A 23,615-nucleotide genomic window follows, 5' to 3' on the forward strand; every position below is an offset into this window, starting at 1 on the left:
CTTTTGATAACAGAACAAGCACCCGGAAAATTATACATTGCTGGCGAATACGCGGTACTGGAACAGGATTGTCCCGCTATCTTAGTCGCAGTTAACCAGTTTATCCGTGTTTCAATTATTAAGTCAAAATCAGGAACTGGATTAATCCATTCTAAACAATATTCTCAAAGTTCGATTCACTGGGTCAGACGGGGAGCCAAAATGGTAATCGACAACCGTGATAATCCTTTTGAATATATTTTGGCCGCCATTTCTTACACGGAACGTTTTTGTTTAGAGCAAAAAGTCAAGATGAAAGTATATGATTTATATGTTAATTCTGATCTAGATTCTTCTGATGGCAAAAAGTATGGTTTAGGTTCAAGTGCTGCTGTAACTGTAGCGACAGTTAAAGCAATACTGCGTTTTTATAATGTGCCTTTCAGTAATGAATTAGTTTATAAACTGTCGGCCATTTCGCATTATTCTGTGCAAGGTAATGGCTCAGCGGGTGATATTGCTGCCAGTGTTTATGGTGGCTGGATTGCTTTTCAAACTTTTGATAAGCAATGGCTTGCTGATGAATTAGCACACAAATCTTTATCTGAAGTACTGAATGAGGCTTGGCCTGGATTGAAAATTCAGCTTTTGACCCCTCCTGCTGGTCTTAAATTAATGATTGGTTGGAGTCAAAAACCTGCATCCACCTCAAGACTAGTTGATGAAACTAATGCCAATAAAGCCGCTTTAAATGGTCAATACCAGGAATTTATCAGGCTTTCGCGTAAATGTGTTCTCAAAATGATTGCCGGATTTGAGCATAATGATATTCAGTTAATCAAAAAACAAATTCGCGTTAACCGTAAGCTTCTGCAGCATTTTGCGCAAATAAATCAAATTGCTATTGAGATACCGCGTCTTTCTAAACTAATTAACATTGCAGAATCATTTGGTGGTGCAGCTAAAACTTCAGGTGCTGGCAACGGAGATTGTGGCATAGTAATTGCAGACAGGAATACTGATACTGCTTTTCTTGAAGATAAATGGCGGCAAAACGGTATAATGCCTTTGGACTTTCGTGTACACCAAATTCGGGTTGTTGATTAGGGGAAAATTATGTCAATTAGATCTAATCGTAAAGAAGAGCATTTGGATTTGGCACAAAAATTTTATCAAAATGAAAAACCAAATAGTTTTGATAAAATGCACTTAGTACGCCCTGCATTACCAGAAACTAAAGTTGATCTCCGAACCATACAAACTACAATGTTTGGTAAAAAGATTGCGGCCCCCTTTTTCATTAATGCTATGACTGGTGGATCTCGCAGATCATATCTGATTAATAAAGAATTAGGTCGAATAGCCAAAAAAACAAATATTGCTTTAGCATTAGGTTCTGCCAGTATTTTAACTAAAGAACCTGATTTACTAGATAGCTTTTTGATTGCAAGACAGCAAGATCCTGATGGCGCTTTAATAGCAAATGTTAATGCAAAGACTTCAGCCGAACAAGCTGAAAAGATTGTGACAGAGCTAAAAGCTGATGCTCTGCAAATACACCTAAATGTGGTACAGGAAATAGCAATGCCTGAAGGAGATCGAGATTTTTATTGGCTTGATAACTTAAAAGAATTGCGACAGAAAGTAACAGTTCCAATTATTATAAAAGAAGTTGGTTTTGGGTTAGACAGAGAAACAATTCGTTCCTTAAAAAAAGAAGGCTTTAGATTTTATGACGTTGCAGGAAGTGGCGGAACCAATTTCGCTCAGATAGAAAATGCACGTAATACTAATAATGTTTCTTATTTAAATAATATTGGCTTACCTACCGTTATTTCGAGTTTAATGGCAGCCAAAGAGCAAGTTGAATTTACTGTTTCCGGTGGTGTACGTAGCCCGTTAGATGTTTTTAAGGGGCTTTGCTTAGGTGGAAAATTTGTCGGCATTTCTAATGTGTTTTTACAGGCATTAATTAAGCATGATGCAGATTACCTGCAAAACCTTATTAAAGAATGGCAATATGAACTTGCCTGTCTTCTTGCAATTTACGGTCAAAACGATCTCTCTGGTCTAACCAAGATTGATAAATATTATGACTTTTCACTAAAAACTATTATCGATCAGTTATTATAAATAAAAATGAGTACGGAAATTTTAAAAATCTTGGTACTCATTTTTATTTGACAATAATTTACTTTAATAAACGCCATATTTCCTTTTGAACAGCACTATCATTACTGGAACCTATGATGTGGTTGGCAGCTTTTTTGGCACTCGGAAGAGCTGTTCCAGTAGCATAACTACTGCCTGCATATTTTAACATTCCCACATCGTTACCACTATCGCCAAAAGAAACCATTTCCTTTGGACTAATCTTGTATTTGCTGCCCAAATATTGCAAACCTCGTGCTTTATTCATGCCTTTTGTCGACATATCTATTGATGTCGCTGAACCGGAAACAAAACCAATTTGTGGATATTTCCGCTTAAGTTCTTCTAAAAGTTTAACCATTCTATTTTCTGGAACGTCAAAAGTGACCTTAAAAACTTGATCATCCAGATGATTAAAATTCTCAACAACTGTCAGTTTTTCATAATATTTTTTCAAATCTTCTGCATATTCAGGACCATCACTTTTTAAAATATATGCACTTGCAAGACCAGAAACCGTTACTTTTTCATCATATTCTTGGATGATTTGTAAAATCGTGAGCCAGTCTTCTTCAGAAAGGCACTCAACATGAATTACTTGCCTGCCTTGAGCTACGAGTGCCCCATTATCAGCAATGTAATAAAGCTGATTAGCCACTTGGGGAAATCGGGAGTACAAATTTTCAAATTGGTTTCCGCTTGCAACTACAAATTTTATTCCTCTTTTTTGCATTATTTGGAATTCTTGCAAAAATAACTCTCGATCATAAGTTTTTTGGTCAGTTAGCCAAGTTCCGTCCATATCAGTAGCGATTAATTTAATCATTCTTTTTTCTTTCTCTAAATTCGTAATCCTTTGGGATAATAGTTTTTAATAATATGATTGCTTACTTTGCCAAAGCCTAAAATAAAATGTTTAAAGCTGACAAGAATAAATCCAGTTTCATCTGAATCAGTTCTGATAGCTTCTCCATGCAAATATTTGAAATAATTACTGCTACTTAAGTCAATTACCCTATTCTGCTCTTGTGCTGCTAAGACCATAGCCAGTTGATGTCCAGGTTCAAAGCGTTTTTTCTTTAGAATACCCAACTCAATACCATTGGATAAAATTTTAAGATGGGAAGCAGAATTAGTGCTTAGTGCGGGAATAAAAACGTGATTATTATGAACTTGACATTTAAACTGCCAGTTCTCAATTGCAGATGGTAAATTAAATCTATCTAGCACGCTTGAAATCAAATGCATATCAGATTTGGTTAAAGCACTTTTAAGTTGCTTCTTATGATCTGACTTCTTACTTGTCGAACCAGGAGATTGGGCATTCTTTTTTCCTTCTAACCTTAACTTTGCTACATACTGTCCCTCTCCAATATTGGCAGTAGGCCAAAATCGTGCAGTTTTAGCCAACTCAATATTATTAGCTGACCATTCTGGATGACCATGGTCAATATATTGTTCATCTATTTTTAGTGGCAATATTGTAAAACCAAAAGTTTTAGTTAGCCAAGAAACTATTTGCTCATTTTCTTCTGGAGCAAAAGTACAAGTTGAATAAATTAGTTCTCCACCTGGCCTAAGCATTTGAACTGCAGCAGACAAGATCTCTTTTTGCCGTTGCTGACAAAAAAGCACGTAATCCTGTGACCAATATTCAATAGCTTTAGGGTCTTTGCGAAACATACCTTCACCACTGCATGGAGCATCAACCAATATTTTATCAAAATACTGTGAAAAATATTTTGTTAATTTTTCTGGTTTTTCACTTGTGACTAGTGCATTTGTTATTCCCCAACGTTCAAGATTTTCACGTAAAATTTTTGCTCGACTAAGCGAAATTTCATTTGCAAGCAAGAATCCTTGGCCTTTTAGTTGTACGCCAATCGCAGTGCTTTTCCCACCAGGGGCAGCACATAAGTCTAAAATCTTTTCCCCAGGCTGGGCTTCAAGAAAAAAAGCAGGAAACATTGCAGCAGGTTCTTGTGAATACACTGTCCCACTCACCCATTCAGGATCTTTTCCACTTATTTTGCCATAATAGGCATTTGGTATTAGCGGAATTTTTTCATTATGATCATAAGAAAGGGTTTGATTTTCTTTTAATGAATTGATTCGATAAGCATTTTTAGAATTTTCATTTATTGCTTTAAAAAGATGGTCAGCTTTACTCTTACCTAATAGCTTTGTATATTTTTTGATGAAATCTTCAGGCAGTTTTGGCATTATTTTTTTCCTTTCGTAATAAGTGCAGAATGCTTAAGGCGTAAAAAATAGAAATTATTACCCAACTTGTCATTAAAAGCCAAATTAAGTGTTGTGGCTTGGAAACGAATTTTCGCGAGATCAAAAAGAAATATGCACCAAAAGTAACTACAAGTTCTACAAGCAAAATTCTAATCCCATGATTGATTAACCAATTGTGTAGTAGACTGCCCTTCAAATTTGTCTGCTGAACTGTTTTCCAATCCATAAATGCCAAAATTATATTACTTGCTGAAGCAATTAACAAAAAAATTAAGATAAATAAAATTTCACGAATAATTGAAAACTGATGTATTTGATGATTTTTGACAAAAACTGGTGTTTTTGCTTTTACTCCATAATGCTTAGCGATTTGTTGAATTACTTTATTTGAACTGTCGATTATGATCTGATAATCACGCAGTTTAAATTTGCCAGTTGGTTGTTTCGGACTAGCAGTCAAATAATAGCCGTTTTGCTTCATTTGACGATAATGCTTTAAAGTTCCTATAACCGTATAATATTTTTTGTTTATGTAAACATACTCGTTTCCTTGCGCCTTTAAAGTCGGAACTTTTGCGTTTAAACCAAGTACAGCAAAAGAAACTTGACCTTTAAAGTCATCTTTTGTGAAGTACCTTCCTGATTCAGTCGGTAGTTTTAGCACATTATGATTTGACCATACGAGAGTTTGATTTTTCTTGGCTTTGGATGTCATATGAACTTGAATTTTATTATGAGGATATCTTTTTTTCAAATAGGTCAAGAAAGTTCTAACTTCTTGATTGTTTTTGACTTCAATATAGCGAGTATTGTTGCTTAAACCATATGCCTCAAGCAGTTGGTTCGCTTCACGAGACTGAACATTTGACAACATACTGCCTATACCTAAAAAAGATAAAAATATTATAATAATTAAAATGATTTTTTTAAATTTCATGTGTTATCTCAAAAATGTGTTCATTAATAAAATCAAAACTTTGAAAAGTTTGATTAATTTGTTTTAATTCTGGGGAATGATGTATTAACCCTTTTTGCCAAAAAGCTGCTGAATTGGTCGCTCCGCCTTTTTCTCCTATGAAGAGCAGACGGCTTGTTGTATTCATTTTTTGCCATGTTGAAACAACATTTGTGTCGCTATTGCCAAAATTGGGAGCCCATGAGCATATTATTAGATCAACATTGTCAAATATCTTAACGGCCTTAGTAGCTTCAAAATTTCTGACTGTCATAAATTGCCTTGAGCCAGTGCTTGAAGTTTTTGACCAATCTAAGTTATCTGTGACTGTCATTTCAACGCCTACATCAGAGAGAGCTTTGCTCCAATATGCATTGCCTGCCATAATTTCCAAACCGGTTTTAATATTTAAACTTTCTTTAATTGCATTAGCTGTCTGCAAATTAGGAAGTGACCAAACACCAAAATTAATTGCCAAAAATTGTCTTAAATTGTTGATTAACTGATTAGCAGACTTAAATTTCTTAATATCAGTTTGCGAAAGACCAGCACATATTTCTTCAGATTTATCTGGCAAAAAGCCCAGTTTCTCTGGAGCTTTCCTTAAAACTTGCTTTTGGCTCACAACAGAAACAATATCGTTAATTTCCTTTACTTGATGATGTATGGGGTCAATATTAAGCTCTTGATCTAACTGGTTAATTTTACTTAAAAAATTTGTCATTATCAAATACCTATAATGATTTTAACATTCAAACTGAAGGATTTCAGTTATAATAAAAGGTAACATAATAAAGGAGAAAAATTTTATGGCGAAAAAAGTAACAAAAAAGCAAGACGAAGAGGAAGAAAGCTTAGGTAAATTTATCCTTGATGTTGTCATAATGATGGCAGTTATTTTAGGTGTGTTCTATGTTTTATTCCATTTTGTACTTTCTAATGATAGAGTTTCTGGACCGTCTATGCAACCGACTTTTGAAGATAATGATCGTTTGATTGCTGTGCGTAATTTTACTCCTAAGCGTAATGATGTTGTTGTTTTGCTCGCACCCAAGGCAGCAAATGATGTCCCAGGGGCATACTACATCAAGCGAATAATTGGTCTTCCTGGTGATAAACTTGTTTCAAAAAATGATAAAATGTATGTTAACGGGAAGCTTTTACCTGAGCCATATCTTGAAAATCATTTCAAAAAGGATAATAATGCTCAAGGACAGACCTATACAACAAATTTCACCTATAAGGTTCCAAAAGGCTATTATTGGGTAATGGGCGATCACCGTGATATTTCTAAGGATTCACATATTTTTGGTCCTGTAAAACGACAAAATTTAATTGGTAAAGTCAAATTCAGATACTGGCCATTTAATAAAATTCAGGGTTTTTAATTTCCTTTGAATTTTAATATTTTTCCGCTAAAATAAATTGTAAAGGAGAATTTATTATGAATCAGCAGTTAGAAGAATTATCCGATGCAATTATCGATTTTCAAGTAAAACATCATGTTACTGATACGGATTTGGCTTTTGCAAGTCACTTATCAGTTGAAAAAATTCACTCAATGAAAACTGGCGATGGTGAATTCACTCCTGAAGAAATTAATCAGTTGTACGATTACCTTGCTGCAAATCATTAAAAAGTTATTTATAAAGTTTAGCCTGCAATGCGTCTCATTTCATTGCAGGCTTTTTATTTTTGGTGATTTTAGAAAATGTTAGTCATAGAAATTATCTTGCTTTTGACCAGTTTAATAACTCTTATCATTTAAAGAAAAAGCAAAAATCTTAAAGCTGAGAAAATTTCTGCTTTGACTTTCATTGCCTTTTGTCTTTTATTTGCATTGGTATTTTTGTTGTTTGTCTCATGGGTCTTTTTTGCCTGTTAAAAAGACGCTAAACATTACTTTTTAGCGTCTTTTAATATGCAAATTTTAATTTATTTTCCTTCTCTTGCTTCAAAAAATTTACTGAAAAGGATTGTATCCAAAAACCAAAAAAGTAAATTGATTACAAGCATTAAAATTAGAGCTAAAGCCAAATCATCATTTGTTCCTGTGGTTTCTCCCATCATAAATCTAAATGGAAATGAAATTATTTGTAGGCCAATGTTACTGGCTTTGATTGCAAGCCAGGCAACTAAAATAATCACAAACACTGCAATTACCCGAAAATAAGCTTTGCTGAGAGCTTGAGGAAGGAAATCCAAAAGGGCGCGACTGGAGTAATTTAAAAAACTGATAATGAAGTAACCAAAAAATGCGCAAAGAATAGCCATCATGATCGCACCAAAGAAGTTAAACATAATTTCCAGGTCAACTTGTTGCAAATGCCTTCCAATATCAGTAAACATTTCGATTGTGACAGTATGAAACTGACTATCAAAAGTAAAAGTAACAACGCCTAAAATTAATGTGCAAATTATTTCGAGTATCACAAAGAAAAGTATTGCACCAAACGAACTTAAAACATTATCGAAATACAGTTTTTTATCATCAATTGGTACTAAACGCCAAGTTTGATTGCCACTGACACGTTCGTTTTGTAAACAGGTGGTTAAATAAAATATCCCGGTAAAAAGCCACGCTGATAACACAAAAATGGTCAGCCATAAGGTGAAGAAATTAGAAAAAATAGTTCTATTAATGTATACATGGCCGTTATTAAAATTGAAAAACGACATCGCAAATGAAGCTACGGTCTGGATAATTAACAAAAGAGAAATCCATTTGGTTTTTAATCTGAAAAGCACCGTAAAATAGCGATTAAAAATAGCCATTATTCATCCTCTTCTCTTTGATAAAAACTCTCATAAAATTCCTCTACACTTTGATTATCAGCCCTAATTGCTTCAGTCGACTTTTGCATACAAACAGTTTTATTTTTAATAATAACAACTTCATCCAAAACCGCAGCTATTTCATTGACGAAATGATCTGAAACTAAAATAGTGGATTTTTCTTGCTTCCATAAAATTATCGATTTAATAATTTTTTTGCGAGCCATAGCATCAATGCCGGAAAAGGGTTCATCCAAAAGATATAAATCTGTTTTTCTGGAAAAAGTTAGAGCAATTACCAGCTTTTCTTTCATTCCTTTAGACATTTCAGATAAGCGCATGTCAGAATCTAAATTCATGAATTTTCTTAACTGCTCAAATTGCTTTAGACTAAAATCATGGTATAAAATTTGGTAAAACTTGACGATATCATTGATTTTAGTTGAATTAGCAAATCCTGTCAGGCCATCAGTAAAAGAAAGATGTGCCTTTCTGTCAGCTTCTTTGGCAAAACCTGCAACTTTAACAGTGCCTCGATAGTTTTTAGCTACGCCACTAATTATTCGCATTAAAGTAGTTTTGCCCGCTCCGTTTTCACCTAAAAGAGCAACAATTATTCCTGGTTTAAGGATTAAATTTAAATCAGAAATAATTTTTTTCTGGTTCTTTTTGTAAACTAAGTCTGTTATTTCTAAGGGATTGCCCATTATTTACGCTCCTCTTTAAGATATTCAGTTAAAGATTTGAGAATTTGTTCATCAGAAACCCCTAAAGAGTTCATACTCTGAACAAATTTGTCTAGTTCAGCGTTAATTAATTCCCTTTTCGTTTTTTCAAGTAAAGTAGTATCTTCAGTGACAAAATTACCTTCTCCCCTCTTGGTATACAAAATGCCTTCAAAGTTCATTTGTTGTAAAGCACGTTGTACCGTATTGACGTTTACAGTGAGTTGCACTGCCAGTTCACGCACGGAAGGAATTTTTTTACCGGACTTCAATTTGCCGGTAATTATTTGTCGATATAGGTATTGCTTAATTTGTAAGTAAATGGGAATGTTATCTTTAAATTCCACAAGTCCACCATCCTTTGGCCGTAATACACCTATAGTACACTATCATAAACCAGATTTATTTTTTCCGCAAACCTTTTAATTGTTGTAATAACTTGCTTTTTTGTGAGAAATTACAAAATTGTAAAAGTAATTTTTTTCTTAATTGCCTACCTACTTACGTTCACTGGCTTCATAAAAATGATTAAATAAGAAAACGTTGCTGCCCAACAAAATAAGATTGCAAATTGTGGTTGACAAAATTGCAAAAGGTAAATCACTAGAATAAGCAAGTCCGTAATTAGCTGGATTAAATACTGACAAAAGAATTTTGTAGACAAATATATGTTGAATTTTAAAAAAGAACCAGATCAGTACAAAAATTATGAATAAATGGAGTATCTTTACAAGTGCTCCATTAACGTTGGCGGGTACAAAATCTATTATGGACTGGCTAGCAAAGTTAAAGAAACTGATAACAAAATATAAAAAGAAACAACTTAAAATGGCTAAGACAATCGTACCAATTACAGTCCAGAAAACATTGTAATCAAAATTAGGATGCAGATCCATTAGGAAATCATGAAGTCCTCGTTGAAAATCTTTATCAACCAAAAAAGATAAGAAACCTAGCATAACTGCAGCAACTACTTCAAGCGCAAGCATGTAAATAAAAGATACAAATGTACTTAAAACATTATCAAGATAAAACTGGCTGTCACTTATTCCAGCTGACCGCCAGGTTTGACTTCGATTAAATTTTTCACTTTGCAAAGGGGTTAAAATGAATACAAATAATATGACAAGAAAGGCTAAGATGACAAAATATAATGTCCATTCTGGTATCAGACCGACATTATTTTTTAGATTTTTTTGAATATGCCAATTTGTAACTTCATAATAAGTAAAAAAGGCACATGCTAATGCTGCGATTAATTGAAAAAAAAGTATAATGTGTAATTTTCTTGTTTTAATTTTAAAAAATCTGTTAAATAACCTGCTAAATTCCGCCATTTTGGACTCCTTATTTTCATTTCTAACTGGTGACAAATATTGTTTTACTAGCTACTTTTTTTCTTCTGCTTCAAAGAAATACTTAAATAAAAAGATATTAATAACGTACATTATTAAATTAACAACTACAACAATTACATTAACATAGGGTAAAGCGTTGTTATAAGCCGGATTGAAGTTTAAAAAATTCAAAAGGCTGCCTAAAACTTGATCGACAAAAAATTTTTCTGCTTTGGTAAAAAGTAGGGCTATTACGATAACAATAAAAATATGTAATAGTTTGACAATTAACCCACTTGAAGCTACAGGAAGATAATCCATGATGGCTTTACTGGAAAAATTTAAGAAGCTGATCAATAACGAAATAAAAAAGCAACATAAAAGTAAGAGTAGCATGATATCAAAAATAAAACGAATTGTATTCGGTTCAAAATTTGGTCTAAATTGCTTAAACATTCTTTCGCACGAATTACGAAAATCCTTGTCCATAAAAAATGAAGCAGTTAGCAAGATACCAGCAACAATAATGTTAAGAATAATGAAATAAACAAATGTTGCAAATGTGCTTAAGCTGTTAGCGATGTAAAATTTTTCGTCACTGATTGCAGTTAAACGCCATGTTTGGTTATGGTTAATCTTTTCATTTTTAACAATAATATAAATGAAAAAGAAAATGACAAAAAAGACACCTAATAGACAAAAGCCCATTAACCAGTCAGGTAAAAGCTCAGTATAAGAATTTAAAAATTCACTTATCTTACCTGTCCCAATTAGCAGACCAAAAACAGAAAATGCAAGAGCACCAACTGTTTGAATTATTAAAAATGAATAAACATTTTTTGCTTTTTCTACAAAGAATCTGCCAAACAAACTTTTAAATGAGGTCATACTCTTTCCTCCCTACTACGAAAATATTGTAAAAAATATTAGGATTTACTTCTCTTCTGCTTCAAAGAAATGATTGATTAAAAAGACGTTGATGCCAAGCATTATTAAATTAGCAACAAACATCATACCTACAACATATTCTAATCCCGCAAGATCAGTCGCTTTTAGTAAAAAAAGATTTACAAAAGAGTTTATCAATACTCTATATAGCTTAACAATCAGTCCCATTAATATGATAATGATGAATATACGAATAAAAGAAATTAAAATATGACTTGACGCTTGTGGTAAAAAACTTAAAATTGCCTGACTGGAAAAGTTAAGGAAACTAACCAAAAAATAAATAAAAAGAGCAGTTAGAATTACCAACAGTATAATACAAATAAAAGTAAGAAATGTGTCAGTATCTAAATTGAGTTCAAACCGCAAATTTTTGCCAAATTTGGGATAGGTAAAAATAGATACAAAGAATAATCCAAGCGCAATGATAAAATCTAAAAAGACAAAATAGATTAGAGAAACAAATGAACTTAAGATATTATCAATATAAAACGTGCCATCGCTGATTGGTGCTAGGCGCCATGTCTTACTTCTATTTAAGCGTTCATTCTGAACGACAGTTAAAATATATAAAATAGGTCCAAACAAGAAAGTAAAAGAAGCAAATAGAGCCATCCATCCTGGAAAAAATTCAAGGTTATTGTTCAAATTTAAGTGAAACCTGCCAGAATAAAAACTAAAATAAGTAAAAAAAGCTGATGCCAGAGAACTAATAAATTGCAGGACAACTAGAAGATGAACATATTTGGCTTTTTTTTCAAAAAGTTTGCCAAATAAATGGTTAAACATGACCATTATTCATCCTCCGCATTGTATAAGCCTTCATAGTAGTCTTCAACACTCTTATGATGTTCTCGTATCTCTTCAGTTGATTTATGAGCATAAATGGTTTTGTCCTTGATAATGACTATTTCGTCCAGCATACTAGCGATCTCATTCACAAAGTGATCTGAAACGAGAATTGTTGATTTTTCTGGTTTCCATAAAATGATTGAGTTAATAATTTTTTTACGAGCCATAGCATCAATACCAGAAAAGGGTTCATCCAATAGGTAAAGGTCAACTTTGCGCGAAAATGCAAGTGCAATAATTAATTTTTCTCGCATTCCTTTTGACATCTCAGATAATCGCATTTCAGAATCTAATTTCATAAACTGACGAAGTTGCTCAAATTGTTTGCCATCAAAATCTTGATAAATGATTTCATAAAATTTAACAATATCTTTGATTTTTGTTGAGTTGTTAAAGCCCGTCAGACTATCAGTGAATGATAGTCGGGCTTTTCGTTGAGCCTCTTTACTTTCACCAGAAAGTTTAACGGTTCCACGATAGTTTTTAGCCATCCCACTAATTACCCTCATTAAGGTCGTTTTACCAGCACCGTTTTCGCCTAAAAGTGCTACTATTTTCCCCGGTTGTAAATTTAAGTTGATATTATTTAAAATTGTCTTCAGATTTTTCTTGTAAGTTAAATCTCTAATTTCTAAAAGATTATCCATTTTTTTACTCCCTACTTTAAATGATTAGCCAAAATAAGATGAGTTTGTTTTGGCGTGATTCCTATGCTTTTCATGTTCTGAACAAACTTACGTTGTTCAGCAACGATCATGTCTCTTTTGATTTTTTCCAATAATTTTTTATCGCTAGTAACATAATTACCCTCTCCCCTTTTAGTAACCAGAAGACCGGAATTAATCATTTGTCTAAGCGCTTTTTGAATAGTATTAACATTCACTGTTAACTGCGTTGCTAAATTACGTACAGAAGGTATCATCTGATTTGGCTCAAGCTTGCCGGTGATTATTTGGCGACATAGATATTCTTTTATTTGTATATATATAGGCAAACTGTCTTTAAAATTCATAATTCTCTTCTAACTGTATTACATTTATAATACACTATAATATTACAATAAACTTAAAAGTTATGCAATTATTTACTTAAAATCTTTTTCTGCGAAAGATTAAATAGCCGGTAATCACAAAAATAAGAATATAGACTAGACTACCCATTAAAAGCTCTTGGTTATTCAGGTGGGTAGTTAAAACATACATGCCATAATTACCATATTGCCTGGTTAAGTCCACCATATTAAAAGGGTTCCATTTCATAATGCTTATAAGCTTGCCCCCGTTCATTAATTCGGAAGAAATGTTTTGACCTATAAATGTCACTAACAGGCTTGCTGCAATTACAATTGCACTACTATTAATTAGGCACGAGAGTAAAAAAACAATAGCAATAATTAACATTGTAGTTACTAAATCTATTAGAGAAGCAGTTACCATGTTTAGCCATACCGGCTGATGGTATAGATAAAGTTCTGACCAATTAACTCGATAATTAAATATGGTATAACGCAGACAAATGGTATAAAAAAGAGCTAGCAAATGCAGAAAAACATCGTATAAGAACAAAACAATATACTTCGATAAGTAGACATATATTTTATTCGAAGACTTATATAAGAGTGTTAAAATCGTATTGTTTTGAAATTCCATTGAAAAACTGGTGGCACCTACTATTACTAGGATAAACATGATAAAATCAGAAGAATCAAAAGTTAATGTTAAAATTAGCTTTTTACTTTCATCTGCTAAAGCGAAACCGGTAATAAGCATTAGAAAAAATAATATGATAGATGCAATCCAAGTAATTTTGCGGTGCACTAATTTATATAATTCCTGCTTAATACTAAAAATCATTTTAGTAATCTCCTCTCTTTATACTCGTCGATGTTTGAATAGATAATACCCTAGAACCATAAAAACTATGCCGTAAACGATATTGGCTATAATTAGTTCAAGACTTGATAAATTCGATTTTAAGCTAAGGCTTGGCTTTGATAATTGCTGGGAAATAAAAATCATATTTAAAAAATTCCATTTAATAGTACTTATAAAATAGGGAAAGGTTTGCATTAATCCTTTGGAAAAGCTGGCACCAAAAAATGCTAGTACAATTCCAAAACAAACTACTACAGCGTTATTTTTAACCAGCATAATGAGCATAAAAGATAAGCCAATGCTAAAAAAAGAATAAATCAATGCTCCTGCCAGGTTAGTTACCAGATCATTTAAAAGATTATTACCATTTTTGTTAACTAACCAATCATATCTGACATTATTAAAGAACATGCTTAAAATCAAGGTAAGTAAAAATGCAATCAATGTTAGGAGAAAACTATAGACTAAGACAACCAAAAACTTGGAAAAGTAAATTTGAAACTTGCTTGAAGTCTTATACTCCAGCATGATAATCGTGTTATTCTTGTATTCCATTGAAAAAATTGCAGATGCTACGGTAATAACTATTAAAGGAATCCACTCATTTGCACCAAATCCGTAGCCAAGGGATTGGCGCGTAATAGGATTAGTAAAAAAGTTGTAAATAATTGTTACAATGAGAATAATCAGACCATACAGAGCAATGTTTTCATGCCTGAATTTATAGATTTCCTGTTTAAAGCTTATAAGCATTCTTTCTATCCCCTTTTCTTTTCCAAGACATCAACTACAATTCGTTCAAGGTTGGCTTCAAGCGGCAAAATTTCTTTTAAGTGAACACCTTCGTTAAAAAGCAGATCTTCTATTTTGTATATGTCGTTTTGACTTACTATCAAATAATTTTCATTTTCTGTAAATGTGATCTGGTAAGCAGCAAAAATCTTTTTTGCAAGTTTATTATTTTCAGTAGTCAAATGGTATTTTTGGTGACTAATTTTTTCAAATTCTTTGACCTCTTTATTCAATATAATTTGTCCTCCGGAGATTAAGACAACTCTCGTCATTACTTTTTGTAATTCACTTAAAATATGACTTGAAATTAAAAAAGCTGTTCCTTGATCAGAATATCTTTTGATTAATTTTCTTACTCGAATCGTTGATTCAATGTCAAGTCCGTTCATTGGTTCATCAAGAATTACAATTTGGGGCTGATTTAATAAGGCGATTGCTATGCCTAATTTTTGCTTCATCCCCAGTGAATATCCTTTAGCCTTATTATTAATATATGAATCCATTTGTAATTCGGAAATTAGGTTTGCCATATCTTTTTGATCATGAGCATAAAGGGTCAAATTCTGCATTCCAGTAAGAAATGGGTAAATTGCCGGATGTTCAATTAATGCTCCAAGCATTGTTAAAGCATGATGGTCATTTTCAGACACATTTTTGCCATTGACCTCTATTTTTCCTTTAAATTTCATTAAGCCTAAAATGGTTTTCATAATAGTTGTTTTCCCAGCACCATTAGGGCCTATCAAACCGATTATTTCACCAGCTTTAACATCAAAAGTAGCATTATTAACTAGCACTGTCTTGCCCACATAAGTACTAACATTATCAACTCGTAGTGCAATCGCACATTGCATAGTCGCTCATCCTTTCTCTTTTATAATAATAGTGAACTAGATAAGTAATACACTAGCATGATAAAATAAATAATTAACTTTTGCAAGTTGTCTTTTACCTTTTGTCTTAGAAAAATTTAAGTGTTCCACAAGTTGTCAATATAAAACTTTAAAAATAAAAAAGGCACATAAAACCATTTTTGATAATGATCCTATGTACCTAGATTTAAATTTCTATTAATTGTGCATAATTTTACTAACTTTTTAGAAGTTAAATTATGTCCATCAGAATAAGATTTAAGCTTTTAATTATTTTAATAAGAAGTATTAAAAACAGTCGTTTTTGTTTCACTATTTGTTGCTATTTGCATTCAACTCTATCATTTTAATCATTACATCTACTGCTTTTGCCATAGATTCAAGCACGGTATATTCAAAGCGTCCGTGCATATTTTCTTGCCCGGAAAAAAGATCTGGACAAGGTAGACCTCTGTAAGTTAAAAGTGAACCATCAGTGCCACCCCTGACCGGGTCCTCATTGATCGTGAGTCCTTCAGCCTTATATGCTTTTCTAGCTAAGTTAACAATTTCCATATGGTCTTTAAGAATATCGGCCATATTGTAATATTGATCTCTCATGTTAAGCTTAATTCTCTCAGTCCCGAATTCTTTGTTCATTTGATTAACAATAGCCTTGACTTTATTTTTACGATCTTCCAGACCATCTCTTTCAAAATCGCGAACGATGTATTCCATTTGAGCATTATCAACCGTACCAGTAAAATTGGTTAGATGATAAAATCCTTCCCAGCCCGCAGTCTTTTCAGGGACTTCGTTTTGCGGAAGCTGATTTTGGAAGTTAATGCCAACTTGGATAGCATTAATCATCTGATCTTTAGCTACAGAAGGGTGCACATTTACCCCTTGAATATCAAGGGTAAAGGTTGCAGCAGAAAAGGTACCCCAATCTAACTTACCCGGAGCACCACCATCAACGGTAAAAGCGAAATCCGCTCCAAATTCATCAATATCAAAATGCTGTGCGCCCATTCCAATCTCTTCATCAGGAGTAAAGCCAAAGCGAATTTTACCGTGTTTTATTTCTGGATGTTCTAATAAGTATTCTGCTACAGTAACAAGCTCTGCTACTCCACATTTATCATCTCCGCCAAGAAGTGTGTCTCCTGAAGCTGTAATAATAGTTTGTCCTGCGTATTTTTTCAAATTAGGAAATTCGGCAGGATCTAAATAAAACTGTGAATCACCTAACTGAATTTTAGATTTCCCATCATAATTCTCGTGAACCTGTGGTCTGATATTTTCAGCATTAAAATCAGCAGTATCACAATGAGCTAAAAGTCCCATTACTGGAACATCATAATCAACATTTGCCGCTATTTCAGCAATGACACAGCCTGATTTTTGATTGTAATGCACATCAGATAAACCCAATTTTTCCAGGTCAGGCAGAATATATTCTTTTTGAAAAATTTCTTGCCGCTTTGTCGAAGGAAAACGATCAGAGTGCTCATCAGAGCGTGAATTAACTTTGACATACTTTAAAAATCTTGGTAATAAATTTGGATACTCCATCTTATCTCCTTAATTAAAATAAATCCTGAAATGGGTTTGTAGAAACTTGTGATTCTGTGACATCAACATCCCATGAATTTTCTTTGTTCCATTTAAGCAACTTTTGAAAAATCTTTTGTTTAAATATTTTTTCAGTATAGTGCCCTGGATCAACTACTGTCAAACCTGCTGAAATCATATCATGTCCCGTATGGTAATATACATCGCCTGTGATAAATGCATCTATTTTTTCTTCTACTGCTTGATGCCAATATTTTCCGCCGTCACCACAAATAAAGCAGACAGAAGAAATCAGTTGCTCATTATCAGCAGTAATTAATCTTACCATTTTTACGTGCATTTTGTCTTTGACATAATAAGCAAATTCTCTAGCAGAAAGAGGCTGGGCTAGTCTACCCTTACGCCCTATAGCTATGCCATCTTCATCAGGACAAAATGGTTCAACATCTTTTAATCCCAGTTCTTCAGCTTGCCAGTCGCTTGAACCATCTATTGCTTTATCAGAATTGGTGTGAATAGAATAGACAGTAATTCCATGAGCAATAATTTTGCCATACATCGCATATTGGGGATTAGCAAAATCAAGATTTTGAGCTGGACGAAACATTAACGGATGATGACTAATAATTAAATTTGCCCCTTTTTGTATTGCTTCGTCAACTACCTGTGGTCTGACATCTAAGGTGGTCATTATTTTAGTGACATTCTGCTGCATCGAGCCTATTTGGATGCCAACCGGATCGCCTTGGCTAGCTATTTCTTCTGGAAAATGTTGCTGTAAAACAGCTATTATATCTGCTACTTTAGTCATTTATTTCTTCCTCGATCATTTTTATTTCTGACTCAATTTTGTGCATATGGACTAAATCTTTTTCTTTAGCCTTATTTAAATTAAGCAGTAATTTCTTGTGATATGCAAGTTGACCTCGCCATTTTTGATAAAAAACTTCATTTTTTTCTTGTAAGATTTCTGGACCAAAAAATAGTTCTTTTTCTGTCAATTTGACAATTTTATTAGTTTTTTCTGCCTTAATTAATTCGTATGTGTGTCCTGCTTCAGTAATAATTTTTTCTCTTTTTATTTGATAATTATGATTCATTAACCAGTTTCGGACACCGGGCTCACCTATATTTGGCTCAAGGATTAAAGTTTCGAAAATAGAATCTTTTAGCCAAGCATCATTTAAAATCTGCGTTATTAACTTGCCGCCCATTCCGGCAATAATTACTGTATCAATTTGATCAGCAGAATTAATAGTATCAAGTCCTGCCCCAAGCCTAGTTTCAATATTCCCATCTAAACCTGCAGCTGCTATGTCTTTTTTCGCATTTTCCAATGGTCCAGCTGCAACATCACTAGCAATAGCAAACTGAATTTTATTTTCTTTCACCAATTGAATCGGTAAATAAGCATGATCAGTACCAATATCTGCAATGCGTGCACCCTGGTCAACCATTTGTGCCAATGAGTTCAATCTTAAGTTCATTTATATCCTACTTTCTTCATAATAAAATTTTAGCATAATGAATTTTTATTAGATAAAGATAAAATAACGATTTTAAATACAATTTTTATTAGCTTCTAAATCGATCTTACGATCAAACATGCTTGCTTCATCTGTAGATATATGATGAGCAACCTCAATTACTGTTCCGGAAAATTCTTTTAAAAAAGTAGCGTGAATTTTTCGAGATAATTTTGTGTCCAATGAGGAAGTAGCTTCGTCTGCTAACAAAATTTGTCTTTTCTTGAGCAGTGCGCGGGCAATTTCTATACGCTGATTTTGTCCTCCTGACAAATTTTTACCTCCAAGGCCAACTTGATAATGATATCCCTTTTTTCTTACCAGTTCTTCTAGGCCAGCTTTAGCAACGACCTTATTCAGTTCTTGTTTGGTAACCTTTTGTCCTAAAGTAATATTGTATTCAATCGTGTCGTTTAAAATAAATGGTTGTTGATTGATCAAAGCAAAGAGTTCATGGTCTTTATTCCAATTGCCACTAGCTTTTTCTCCATTTATCAGGTAAGAGCCTAAATCCAGCTTATATTTTCCTATCAAGACTTTGAGCAAAGTTGATTTTCCCCAACCTGAAGGAGCCTGTAATAATATTTTTTCCCCCTTTTTGATTACTAAATTTACTTTTTGAAAAATAGTTTGTTTATCAAAATAGATTGTGGCATTAATTAAACTCAAATTATTGAAAACAGGGATTGAACTATTATCGCTTGCTTGTCTTTTATACTTTTGTATTTTTATAAATTTAGTCCAAATGGGAGTGGTCATTTTAATATCATTAACGCACATAAAAATATTAACTATCGGATTCACGAAATTATTCGATAGCTGCACAATCATCATAAAAGTACTCAAAGTAATATTTCCTATAGTTATCAAATAAACTCCAACACTAAATGGAATAATCATGCCAAAACAATATGCGGCAAAAGAGGTTAATTCGTTTGCAATGCCCTTGGATAAATTCGTTGATTGTAAGGCGTCCTCCATTTTGCGAGCGCTTTTTATTAAGCGCTTAGCAATAGAATTTTCTGAATTATATAAAGAAAAAATGGTTGTGCCGTTAATCGTTTCCGTAACGGTAGCGGTATAATTACTATTTGCCCTTTCCCATTTTTTAGAATTAGCAGAAATTTTTTTACCGGCAAAATTTTGAACTAAGGCTGGAATTATTGCTGCAATAAAAAAGACCAAAGAAATAAACCAAGATGTAATCACTGCAGTGATAATAGCAGTCAAAAATTTTAAGATGTAATTAAAAATTTTTAATTCGGCAACAACTTTACTAGTCTCAATTTGTTTAAGGTCGTTTGTCATAAATGAAGTATCAAGTTTAGCTTCATCATTAATATTAACGATATGATCAGTTGCTATCTCTTTGATTTTGATGTTAATATCATGGATCAAATTTAAAAAGGAATACTGAAAAAGTATTCCAATTATACTGAAAATAATTAATCCGCTAATGGCGAATAAAGTTAATCCGAGCAAATTTCCCGTAGGCTTTTGAGCAAAGGAAATGAATACTTTTAATAGATAAGCTAAAAATACTGACTGAAATGAATCAAGAATTGAAATAATTAGAAAAAGAAAAAGTTTCCATTTCTTTGCATATTTGATAGCCATGTTATCCTCCTAAAACTTAAAACAGTATTACAAGTATAATGGAACAAATTAATAAAAGCCACAAAATCCCTAGTATAATTTTAATTTGACGGCAAAAAAGTGAGAAAAATTTTCTTTTTCTTTCTAAATTGCTATTTTATAATTGATAATAAGATTTAAAGGAAAGAGATTTTTGACTTAATGGATAGAACTGAACCTGTTACTTTGACAAATATGTGCATGATTAAAAAAAACGATAATATCTTAGTTTTGGATCGTAATGACCCCTATTGGCCAGGATTGACTTTTCCTGGTGGTCATGTGGAAAATCACGAATCTTTTTATGACTCGGTAGTGCGCGAGGTTAAGGAGGAAACGAATTTAGATATTAAAAATCCTCGTCTTTGTGGAATTAAACAATTTTATGATGAAAAAGACCACCGCTATCTTGTCTTTTTTTATATTGCCACTAAATTCACCGGTAAAGTCAAGGCCTCAAGAGAAGGTAAATTAACCTGGATGACTAAAGAAGAGCTTTTCAAACATAAATTGGCATACAATTTTGACAGGGATCTATTAGTTTACTTTAACCCAAATATTGATGAACATATATTAGATGGTGAGCGAGACGAATTATTCTGAGGAGTATACAAATGCTGTCGGAAAAAAGAATTAAGCGTTGGCACCTTGGACAAATAATTGTTCAAGAAATTTTGCTTATTGTGGCACTTGTGCTATTTTTCAAATTCAACCCCCTAACCAAGAGTAGACTTGGAGCAGTAGTAGTTCTGCCGGTTTTATTCATACTGGTTCTATTGCAACTAACCCTTTTATGCGAAAAACATCCTGAAAGAAAGTTAGTTCAATTTAATCATTATTTTCAGTCCGTCAATATATTATTGTGCTTTTTTGCACTACTCAGTTTGGGAGCAGCATTTATCAAAATTTTTAATAATAAGAATGTGATCTTTTTATTAATTCTCTTTACGTTGTACGAACTCATTATGCTAGTTCCTATGGCAGAACTGGCATGGAGCAAAATAAAGAATCCGATTGGGCAGATCATAACTTTATTGTTGTTTGAAATTTTGATTGTTTCAATACCTGAAATTTTAACCATGTATAGCCATTCCTTGCTTCAAGTTCTCAACACCACAGGAATTACAGGTAGCATTTGTTTTATCATTACCTCAATCATCGTTATGAAAAACTGGCATTATCAAAATCCGGGTTTGAGGATAAGCTCAAGAGCAAAGTATTCAATTCTTGCGTTTATATTTATTTTTATTGTTGCTGACTGTTTAATTAATGCTTTTAATGATGCAAATAATTTAGGACAATTGCTAACTCGCTGGGATTTTCATATAACAACTAAACACCCAACTCAATATATTTTTCAGGGTATAGAAGCTGGTGTTGCTGAAGAATGGCTAATGCGTTTTTGTATTTTGAGTATACTACTTAAAAAATTTAAAAATTCTAAAAATCAAGTTTTATGGGCAGTATTACTGGATGGTTTGATTTTCGGATCAATTCATCTTACTAACGCGGTGGTGCAACCACTCTCTGCCACGATTTTACAAATGATTAATGCTTTTGCTGCTGGGATTGCTTTTTCAGCAATTTATTTATATACTGGGTCCTTTTTCGTAAATATTGTTTATCATGCAGTTTATGATATACTAGCCTTTTTAGCAGCTGGCACTACAGTTATGACAGTACCCCATATCTTTGACTGGGAATATCTCTTTATTACCACTTTGATCTATTTGGCTTTTGCTTTCTTCTTATTATCAGGTAAGCGAAAAAGTGTTATCGAATATAATTTGCAGCAATGGGAATTAAGTAACAAATCTTAGATGAGCTATATACTTAGTCACGAAATTAGATATTTTATGCCTCTATTTTCATATTAAATTAAGTTGAATTTGACTTATATTTATAAAATTGTATATAAACTTAAGGGCATAGAACCACTTAAATACTGATTTTATGCCCTATCATTAATTTTAAATTTTACAAACAATTTTTAATTCATATAATCTATTTTGAAGCACCAGAAGTAGTATCAGAATCAGTATTAGAAACTTTTATTTTCTTGTTTCTAATAACAGTTAGATTTTCTCTTCCTTCAACTAAAAATGGTGTATCTTTTTGTAACAATAAATCGACTAATAATGGTGGTAATGCTAATTTTGCAGCATTCTCCTGAGTAATTTCTGTTTCAATTTGATTGGACTCACCACTTTTAATTTTGGCAATAAAGTCAGGCTCGATTAGTGACTCACGTCCAATAGCTATGATATCACCATGGTTCAACGCATCTAAAGCGTCATCTGCAGTATGAACCCCTGAAGAAACAATAGTGGTAGCTTTATCACCTATATTATTTTTTAAGATTTGTCCATAACTTTGCTCATAACCCTGTGGCTTAGCATTGTATTTGCTGAATAAAGAGTAATGAATATAGTCAACACCTAAATCTGCGATTCGATTAGCTAAAGTTAAACCATCTTTAAGAGTATAACCCATTGTGTTGCTTAATTTTCCTGTCATTCTGCTTGGCATATTTTCTTCAGGAGTCAATCTATAACCAATTACAAAATCAGGTTTGTCTTTAGCTGCGTCTATGACAGCATGTACAACAGCAAGTGGTAACCGCATTCTATTTTCTAAACTACCACCCCACTTATCCTCTCTATGATTATACAATGGTGAAAAGAACTCATGGAGTAAATACCAATTAGCGCCGTGAATTTCAACACCATCAAAACCGGCTTTTATTACTCGTTTTGTTGCAGAAGCAAAACTTTTTATCAGCGATTCGATATCATCTTCCGTCATCACTTTATCGATGATATTTCCATCTTTTTGTTCCTGTATTTTGCTTGGTACTTGAACGAAACCATATTTTTCAGCTGTACCTGAAGCCTGTTTACCCGCATGATGAAGTTGAACAATTGCTTTATTCCCGTGTTTTTTCATTACTGAAGCTAATTTACTTAGACCGGGTATGAATCTATCATCGTCTAAACCTAATTCGTTATTATAAAAACCATATTTGGAAACATAAGAAGCACCAGTAATCAGTAAACCCTGACAATCTGATCTTTTTCCAAAGTAATTTAAGGCTGTTTCACCTACTGTGCCATCATTTTCACCATAAAGGGACAACATTGGTGACAAAGCAGTTCGTGAAGGAATCGTCACTCGACTTCTTTTAAACGTGTATGGTGTAATTAATTTGGAATATTTGTTTTTCATAATTCTATCCTTTCTTATGATTGTTATCTACTTCACTAACTTATAATATAAGATATTAATTGAAAGAACAACTTTTTTTGATAAATTAATTTAAATTATAAAAAAGGAGAAAGTCTTAATATGTTAGAGCCAAAATAAAACTAAAAGGACTAACTCCGATTGAATATCGAG

The 23,615-nt window shown here is 32.8% G+C and carries 26 protein-coding genes; 6 read left to right on the forward strand and 20 right to left on the reverse strand.

Features of this window, described 5'->3' with window-relative positions:
- The first annotated feature begins 3 nt into the window (after positions 1–3).
- Together JF76_RS05100 and fni are read left to right on the forward strand one after the other, a co-directional pair.
- Complete coding sequence (locus tag JF76_RS05100; RefSeq protein WP_045928093.1) at positions 4–1,086, forward strand: phosphomevalonate kinase; 1,083 nt, start codon at positions 4–6, stop codon at positions 1,084–1,086.
- 9 nt (positions 1,087–1,095) lie between these two features.
- Positions 1,096–2,112 (forward strand): type 2 isopentenyl-diphosphate Delta-isomerase, encoded by a 1,017-nt coding sequence (fni, locus tag JF76_RS05105; RefSeq protein WP_045928094.1) that lies wholly within the window; start codon positions 1,096–1,098, stop codon positions 2,110–2,112.
- Between the two features lie 58 nt (positions 2,113–2,170).
- On the opposite strand, the gene JF76_RS05110 is transcribed toward fni, so the two are convergent.
- The 4 genes from JF76_RS05110 to JF76_RS05125 are packed head-to-tail and all read right to left on the reverse strand — an operon-like array spanning position 2,171 to position 6,053.
- Positions 2,171–2,956: a Cof-type HAD-IIB family hydrolase gene (locus JF76_RS05110; RefSeq protein ID WP_034979098.1), complete on the reverse strand. Its 786-nt coding sequence runs from the start codon at positions 2,954–2,956 to the stop codon at positions 2,171–2,173.
- A 14-nt stretch (positions 2,957–2,970) separates the two neighbouring features.
- Positions 2,971–4,353 (reverse strand): RsmB/NOP family class I SAM-dependent RNA methyltransferase, encoded by a 1,383-nt coding sequence (locus JF76_RS05115; RefSeq protein WP_045928095.1) that lies wholly within the window; start codon positions 4,351–4,353, stop codon positions 2,971–2,973.
- Positions 4,337–5,311, reverse strand: coding sequence for a hypothetical protein (locus JF76_RS05120; RefSeq protein ID WP_045928096.1), 975 nt, complete (start codon positions 5,309–5,311; stop codon positions 4,337–4,339). The genes JF76_RS05115 and JF76_RS05120 overlap by 17 nt, the downstream gene beginning before the upstream one ends.
- Positions 5,301–6,053, reverse strand: coding sequence for a hypothetical protein (locus JF76_RS05125; protein ID WP_045928097.1), 753 nt, complete (start codon positions 6,051–6,053; stop codon positions 5,301–5,303). Before JF76_RS05125 ends, JF76_RS05120 begins: the two co-directional genes overlap by 11 nt.
- 85 nt (positions 6,054–6,138) lie before the next feature.
- Between JF76_RS05125 and lepB the strand changes: the two genes are divergently transcribed.
- Entirely contained in the window at positions 6,139–6,717 is a 579-nt protein-coding gene (gene lepB, locus JF76_RS05130) for a signal peptidase I (RefSeq protein WP_034979074.1), read from the forward strand.
- A 56-nt stretch (positions 6,718–6,773) separates the two neighbouring features.
- Positions 6,774–6,965 carry an LBP_cg2779 family protein gene (locus JF76_RS05135; RefSeq protein WP_034979071.1) on the forward strand — a complete coding sequence of 64 codons (192 nt, stop codon included), beginning with the start codon at positions 6,774–6,776 and terminating at the stop codon, positions 6,963–6,965.
- Between the two features lie 299 nt (positions 6,966–7,264).
- Here JF76_RS05135 and JF76_RS05140 read toward each other — a convergent pair whose 3' ends face one another.
- The 15 genes from JF76_RS05140 to JF76_RS05210 form a co-directional block, all read right to left on the reverse strand.
- Positions 7,265–8,104 (reverse strand): hypothetical protein, encoded by an 840-nt coding sequence (locus tag JF76_RS05140; RefSeq protein ID WP_045928098.1) that lies wholly within the window; start codon positions 8,102–8,104, stop codon positions 7,265–7,267.
- Positions 8,104–8,811, reverse strand: coding sequence for an ATP-binding cassette domain-containing protein (locus tag JF76_RS05145; protein ID WP_045928099.1), 708 nt, complete (start codon positions 8,809–8,811; stop codon positions 8,104–8,106). Before JF76_RS05145 ends, JF76_RS05140 begins: the two co-directional genes overlap by 1 nt.
- A complete protein-coding gene (locus JF76_RS05150; RefSeq protein WP_045928100.1) occupies positions 8,811–9,176 on the reverse strand; it encodes a GntR family transcriptional regulator in 366 nt (121 codons plus the stop codon). Before JF76_RS05150 ends, JF76_RS05145 begins: the two co-directional genes overlap by 1 nt.
- Before the next feature lie 150 nt (positions 9,177–9,326).
- Positions 9,327–10,166, reverse strand: a complete 840-nt coding sequence (locus JF76_RS05155) for a hypothetical protein (RefSeq protein ID WP_045928101.1) — start codon at positions 10,164–10,166, stop codon at positions 9,327–9,329.
- Between the two features lie 51 nt (positions 10,167–10,217).
- On the reverse strand, positions 10,218–11,054 hold the full coding sequence (locus JF76_RS05160) for a hypothetical protein (protein WP_045928102.1): 837 nt from the start codon (positions 11,052–11,054) through the stop codon (positions 10,218–10,220).
- Between the two features lie 45 nt (positions 11,055–11,099).
- The gene (locus JF76_RS05165) at positions 11,100–11,909 is read right to left on the reverse strand and encodes a hypothetical protein (RefSeq protein WP_045928103.1); all 810 of its coding nucleotides are present in this window, start codon (positions 11,907–11,909) and stop codon (positions 11,100–11,102) included.
- The gene (locus JF76_RS05170; protein ID WP_045928104.1) at positions 11,909–12,613 is read right to left on the reverse strand and encodes an ABC transporter ATP-binding protein; all 705 of its coding nucleotides are present in this window, start codon (positions 12,611–12,613) and stop codon (positions 11,909–11,911) included. Before JF76_RS05170 ends, JF76_RS05165 begins: the two co-directional genes overlap by 1 nt.
- An 11-nt stretch (positions 12,614–12,624) precedes the next feature.
- Positions 12,625–12,978, reverse strand: coding sequence for a GntR family transcriptional regulator (locus tag JF76_RS05175; RefSeq protein ID WP_045928105.1), 354 nt, complete (start codon positions 12,976–12,978; stop codon positions 12,625–12,627).
- A gap of 76 nt (positions 12,979–13,054) precedes the next feature.
- Entirely contained in the window at positions 13,055–13,819 is a 765-nt protein-coding gene (locus tag JF76_RS05180) for an ABC transporter permease (RefSeq protein WP_045928106.1), read from the reverse strand.
- Positions 13,820–13,837: 18 nt separating this feature from the next.
- Positions 13,838–14,593, reverse strand: a complete 756-nt coding sequence (locus JF76_RS05185; RefSeq protein ID WP_045928107.1) for an ABC transporter permease — start codon at positions 14,591–14,593, stop codon at positions 13,838–13,840.
- A gap of 5 nt (positions 14,594–14,598) precedes the next feature.
- Positions 14,599–15,486, reverse strand: coding sequence for an ABC transporter ATP-binding protein (locus JF76_RS05190; protein WP_045928108.1), 888 nt, complete (start codon positions 15,484–15,486; stop codon positions 14,599–14,601).
- Positions 15,487–15,816: 330 nt separating this feature from the next.
- Positions 15,817–17,058: a peptidase T gene (gene pepT, locus JF76_RS05195; protein WP_045928109.1), complete on the reverse strand. Its 1,242-nt coding sequence runs from the start codon at positions 17,056–17,058 to the stop codon at positions 15,817–15,819.
- Between the two features lie 13 nt (positions 17,059–17,071).
- Positions 17,072–17,869, reverse strand: coding sequence for a Nif3-like dinuclear metal center hexameric protein (locus JF76_RS05200; RefSeq protein WP_045928110.1), 798 nt, complete (start codon positions 17,867–17,869; stop codon positions 17,072–17,074).
- Positions 17,862–18,545 (reverse strand): tRNA (adenine(22)-N(1))-methyltransferase, encoded by a 684-nt coding sequence (locus tag JF76_RS05205; RefSeq protein WP_045928111.1) that lies wholly within the window; start codon positions 18,543–18,545, stop codon positions 17,862–17,864. Before JF76_RS05205 ends, JF76_RS05200 begins: the two co-directional genes overlap by 8 nt.
- Positions 18,546–18,617: 72 nt before the next feature.
- Positions 18,618–20,201, reverse strand: a complete 1,584-nt coding sequence (locus JF76_RS05210) for an ATP-binding cassette domain-containing protein (RefSeq protein ID WP_045928112.1) — start codon at positions 20,199–20,201, stop codon at positions 18,618–18,620.
- 180 nt (positions 20,202–20,381) lie between these two features.
- Here JF76_RS05210 and JF76_RS05215 point away from each other — a divergent pair, with 180 nt between their 5' ends.
- Together JF76_RS05215 and JF76_RS05220 are read left to right on the forward strand one after the other, a co-directional pair.
- A complete protein-coding gene (locus JF76_RS05215) occupies positions 20,382–20,822 on the forward strand; it encodes an 8-oxo-dGTP diphosphatase (protein WP_045928113.1) in 441 nt (146 codons plus the stop codon).
- An 11-nt stretch (positions 20,823–20,833) separates the two neighbouring features.
- Positions 20,834–22,039 carry a CPBP family intramembrane glutamic endopeptidase gene (locus tag JF76_RS05220; protein ID WP_045928114.1) on the forward strand — a complete coding sequence of 402 codons (1,206 nt, stop codon included), beginning with the start codon at positions 20,834–20,836 and terminating at the stop codon, positions 22,037–22,039.
- Between the two features lie 184 nt (positions 22,040–22,223).
- Here the strand turns inward: JF76_RS05220 and JF76_RS05225 are convergent, their stop codons facing one another.
- Positions 22,224–23,444: an oxidoreductase gene (locus JF76_RS05225; RefSeq protein WP_052697073.1), complete on the reverse strand. Its 1,221-nt coding sequence runs from the start codon at positions 23,442–23,444 to the stop codon at positions 22,224–22,226.
- Between the last annotated feature and the right edge of the window lie 171 nt (positions 23,445–23,615).

It is taken from the genome of Lactobacillus kullabergensis, assembly GCF_000967195.1.
In the GTDB taxonomy this organism is placed as follows: Bacteria; Bacillota; Bacilli; order Lactobacillales; family Lactobacillaceae; genus Lactobacillus; species Lactobacillus kullabergensis.